This is a genomic window from bacterium, assembly GCA_021372615.1.
Lineage (GTDB): Bacteria > Armatimonadota > Zipacnadia > Zipacnadales > UBA11051 > JAJFUB01.
Genome location: JAJFUB010000134.1, coordinates 1 through 4,647 on the forward strand (window position 1 = coordinate 1; position 4,647 = coordinate 4,647).

General features: G+C 68.6%; 3 protein-coding genes. 2 read left to right on the forward strand and 1 reads right to left on the reverse strand.

The features are described from left to right. The first annotated feature begins 102 nt into the window (after window positions 1-102). Together LLH23_19895 and LLH23_19900 are read left to right on the forward strand one after the other, a co-directional pair. Window positions 103-969 (forward strand): hypothetical protein, encoded by an 867-nt coding sequence (locus tag LLH23_19895; protein MCE5240730.1) that lies wholly within the window; start codon window positions 103-105, stop codon window positions 967-969. Window positions 970-1,364: 395 nt separating this feature from the next. Further along, complete coding sequence (locus LLH23_19900; GenBank protein MCE5240731.1) at window positions 1,365-3,647, forward strand: hypothetical protein; 2,283 nt, start codon at window positions 1,365-1,367, stop codon at window positions 3,645-3,647. 104 nt (window positions 3,648-3,751) lie between these two features. Here the strand turns inward: LLH23_19900 and LLH23_19905 are convergent, their stop codons facing one another. Further along, the gene (locus LLH23_19905; protein MCE5240732.1) at window positions 3,752-4,555 is read right to left on the reverse strand and encodes a site-specific DNA-methyltransferase; all 804 of its coding nucleotides are present in this window, start codon (window positions 4,553-4,555) and stop codon (window positions 3,752-3,754) included. Between the last annotated feature and the right edge of the window lie 92 nt (window positions 4,556-4,647).

Below are 4,647 nucleotides of genomic sequence, written 5' to 3' on the forward strand. Positions count from 1 at the left end.
TGACCGCTCGTACACCATCCCCTTTGTTAGGAAGCCTGCAGGAGCGGTCACCGACCGCGACCCGGCACGACACCCACGGCCTGTGCAGAGAGGGAACCGCCAATGGCTGACGACGAAGACCTCGAGCTGATTCAGCAACGCGAGAAGATGATCTTCGAGGACCCGCGGGAGCGGCCGCGCGTGGGAGCCAGCGTCCTGCGCCGGCGCAACACGCGCCTGGACCTCGAGACGTTCACGCCCCTGTTTGTGCGGCACTTGCAGGTCCCCAAGTTCGAGGCGACCAAGCTGTGCCAGTTGCCCTCGGGGCTGCTGCTCGACAACATTGAGGAGGCGCTGGCGGAGCGCGTCGCGGAGGAGCTGCGGAGCCTGGGGGAGGACTGCCTGGTGGTGCCCGCCGCCAAGATCATCAGCCTGCCGCGGCCGTACCCCGTCCATGCCATGCGGCTGAGCAAGACCGGCCTGGAGGTCCGCAGCGCCACGAATGACTGGTACGGCCTGCGCTGGCAGGACCTGACGTGTCTGGCCATGGGACAGGCGGCCTTCGAGGAGGTCAAGCGGACCACGAGGGGGCTGCTGACGCGGCGGATCACGTCGCCCGCGGCCATGGGCGAGATTGGCGTCTCCACCATCGCCACGGCCATCGCCCCGCGCTCCAATGTGTCCGTCAGCAAGACCTCGACCCAGCACCAACTGCTCGACTTCGTGTCCCTGGTGCCGCTGGCGTACTGTCGGGTGGATGCCCGGCACTTCGACTACAGCCTGCTGGGTGACCAGATCCAGAGCAGCAGCACCGCCAATGTGCTGACGCTGGCGCGCTGGCTGCTGACATACGCGCCGCAGATGCAGAGCAACATTGACACCGAGCGACTCAAGCAGACCGGGGCGACGGGGATCCCGAACGTAGACCTGCACGGCCTCAGCGAGATCGCAGCGTGGCTGGCGAACCTGAAGGAACTGGGGGGAGCGTGAACTGCGTCCTCACCCCTTCCCCTCTCCCTCGCTTCACTTCGTTTCGCTCCGGAGAGGGAACCGGTCCGCATGCTTTGTGACTGCGAAGCCACCGAGCGTTCACGCGAGGTCTGAGCGGGCGGGGCGGATGGGTGGGAGCGAGGGGAGAGGCGAACGGCGTCCTCACCCCTTCCCCTCTCCCTCGCTCCACTGCGTTCCGCTCCGGAGAGGGAACCTGTCCGCTTGCTCTGTGGCTGCGAAGCCACACCGCGCCGCCCCAGGGCGTTCTCCCCTCCCCAGAGGCGCGATGCGTAGCATCGCCCGAGGGAGATGGGCTGGGGGTGAGGCCGCCGTTGCCGTTCACTTGCCACTTGCCACATGCCACTGACCCATCACAACTCACTCACAGGACCGCCATGGACACCCCCACCGCCGACTTCATCACACTCCTGCAGCGCTGGCCGCGCTTCGCCCGGCAGTACTTCTGGGATGACCCGGCGCGGCCGGAGCTGGGGTGTTTCGGCACCGGCTACAACTCCTGGGGCGTACAGACCAACCAGAAGTTCGTGGGGGCCATGTGCGTGCTGGCGATGGCGCCGGAGCTGGATGAGGCCGCCGCCGAGATCAGCCGGGACGAGATCGCCGACCTGGCCCTGCGGGGGTTGCGCTACTCGCTGGCCTCGCACGTGTCGGGCGATCACCACTGCAGCGACGGCACGCAGTGGGGGCACACGTGGATCTCGGGGCTGGGCGTGGAGCGGATGCTGCACGGCACCAGCGCGATGAAGGAGCGCCTGGCCGACGCCGACCTGGCTGGGCTGCGGCGGATGCTGTGCTCGGAGGCGGACTGGCTGCTGGACTACGAGATACAGGGGACGCTGTGGGCCAGGGACGGCGGGAACAAGCCGGAGTCCAACATCTGGAACGGGGCCATCTGCTGCCGGGCGGCGCTGCTGTACCCCGACGAGGCCCATGCGGCGGACTGGCTGGAGAAGGCCCACTGCTTCTTCATCAACGGGATCTCGCTGCCGGCGGACGCGCAGGACGAGACGATCGTGGCCGGCAAGCCGGTGCGCGAGCGCCACGTCGGGCCCAACCTCTTCCCCCGCTATGCCCTCGACCACCACGGCTATCTCAATGTCGGCTACATGGTCATCTGCCTGAGCAACATCGCCATGCTGCACTACGGGCTGCTCGCCGAGGGCCATACAGCGCCGGACAGCCTGACCTGGCACGCCGGCGAGCTGTGGGAACTGGTGCGGCAGCTCACCTTCGACAACGGGCGGCTGCTGCGCATGGGCGGGGACAGCCGCCAGCGCTACTGCTATTGCCAGGACTACCTGCTGCCCACGCTGTGGTACTGCGCTGAGGTTCTTGGCGACGAACGTGCAGCGCACCTGGAGGCGCAGGCCCTCGAGCTGATCCGGCGCGAGCAGGCGTTCAACGGCGACGGCAGCTTCCTGTCCAAGCGCCTGCACCGCATCCGGGAGGAGAACCCGTACTACTACACCCGCCTGGAGGCGGACAAGGCGGTCGTGCTCTCGATGAATGCCACGTGGAGGCGTCTGTCCGGCAGGGGTCTGTCCCCGGACGGGCCGGAGTCTCGGGAGGGGGCTGACCCCGTCAGCGCTCCTGCCGGGGTCAGCCCCCTGCGGCCCGCTGGCGCGGGCCTTCGGGGACAGACCCCTGACGCGGACACCCCTGTGGCATGGCATGAGCCCGAACACGGTGCGGTGTTTGTGCGGTCGGCGCGGCGGTTTGCGTCGTGGTCGTGGCGGGCGTCTGAGCCGCCGCAGGGGATGTGCCTCCCGCCCGACAACGGGCACTTCGCGGAATGGTGCGAGAACATGGGCGGCAGCGTGCGCGTGGCCGGGGGCCAGGGCAAGCGCACGGTGCTGCGCCATGAGGAGCGGCCGTTTGACGGCGGCTTCGTGACCACCGGCGTCATGTCTGACTGTACGAAGGCGTACTTCGCTGAGGGCTGGACCTATCCAGCGCAGGTGCCCCACCAACTGGCGGTCGCCGCGCTGCCCGACGACCGGACCATGGTCGTCCTGGAGCACTGCGCGGTGTCCATCCGTACGTACCTGTCGGAAGCCAAGGGCCTGAAGCTGAACGTGGCCAACGACCTGTTCACCGGGTTCGAGCGGCGCTACGCGAGCGAGGGCGGGAGCATCGTCAGACGGGGCGAGGACATGGGGGCGCTGAAGCTGGGGGGCACGTGGGCGAACGTGGACGGCCGCCTCGGCGTCGTCGGCGTCTACGGCAGCGACGAGGTGTGGCTGCACCAGGCCGGGCAGCGGCGCGCCTCGGGCTACGGGGAGAGCCTGTACTATGACGAGCTGTGCGCGCCGTGCCGGGTGGGGCTATGGGACGTGCCCGCCGGGACGGTCGTGCTGGACTGTGGGAATGTCGTGCTGTCGGGGGCGGATGCGCAAGAGACGGCGGACGTCGCGGCCGGGGTGCAGCGGCTGGCGGCGAGCCACGACGACTTGCGGGCCGTGCTCGTGCCGGGGGCCGACGGCAAGCGGTATGTCCTGGTCGCGAACTTCGGCGCCGAGGCGGCGGATGGCACCGTGGGGATCAGCGAGGCCGACGCCATCCTGGACGTTGTCACGCGCGAGGACGGCTGGACGAGCGGGCCGGAGCTGTTTGTGAGCCTGCAGGCTGGAGGGGCGACGCTGTTCTGTGTGACGTGATGTCCGGGGACGTGGGAGGGGCCGGCTATCAGCCGGCCCGCCTTTCGGAGCGGATGGCACTCACGACTCGTGGAACGCGGCTGGCGACAGTGACGGCGGGCCGGCTAGTAGCCGGCCCCTCCGAGCTTCTGCCGGATCAGCTCCTCGAACTCCGGGTTGATCTCATAGCCGACGGAGTTGCGGCCCTCCACGGCGGCGGCGAGGCTGGTGGTGCCGCTGCCCAGGAAGGGGTCGAGCACCGTCTCGCCCCAGAAGCTGTACATCCTGATGAGCCGACGCGGCAGCTCGACCGGGAACATCGCCACGTGGCTCTTCTGGCGGTCCGGCGCCACGTCGTCCCACACGCCCCGGAACCACTTCAGGCGCTCCTCCTTCGTCAGGCGGCTCTTCTCTCTGATCTCCGGCGCGGGCCGGCGCGACTTGCCCTGCTTGCGGAAGAGCAGGATGAACTCGTGCTCGTAGGTGACCTGCCCGTCGCGCGGGTAGTAGATCGAGCCCATGAGCTGTCCGCCACCGGAGGTCTTCGTGGTCGAGATCTTCTTCCAGATGATGCTGCCCATGAAGTCGAAGCCGAGGTCGCGGCCGGTCACGGTGAGGTCGGCGGGAAGGGGCTGGATGCGGTAGCGCCCGTGCTCGGCGGCGCGGAGGTACTGGTCGCCGATGTTGAGCGCGAAGCGACAGCCGGGACGGAGCACCCGCAGCACCTCGGCCATCACCGCGCGCAGGGAGGCCAGGTACTCGTCGTAGGTCTGCTGGAAGCCGATCTGCCCCCGGTGGCCGTAGTCCTTCAGGCACCAGTACGGTGGCGAAGTGATCGCCAGGTCAATGGTCTCGTCGGCGAGGTCGTCCATGTGGCGCGAGTCGCCGATGATGACATGATGGCTGGTGGGGGGGAGTGAGATCAGCATGAGTTGGTGGGAGGCGGGACGGCGTCGCGGTCGGTGACCGCTCCTACACCATTCCCTTCTGGGCAACGTTGCACGAGCGGTCACCGACCGCG

Excerpts from the sequence above, each read along its gene's own strand:
- LLH23_19900 (MCE5240731.1), top strand. The coding sequence starts at position 1,365 with ATGGACACCCCCACCGCCGACTTCATCACACTCCTGCAGCGCTGGCCG.
- LLH23_19895 (MCE5240730.1), top strand. The coding sequence starts at position 103 with ATGGCTGACGACGAAGACCTCGAGCTGATTCAGCAACGCGAGAAGATG.
- LLH23_19905 (MCE5240732.1), bottom strand. The coding sequence starts at position 4,555 with ATGCTGATCTCACTCCCCCCCACCAGCCATCATGTCATCATCGGCGAC.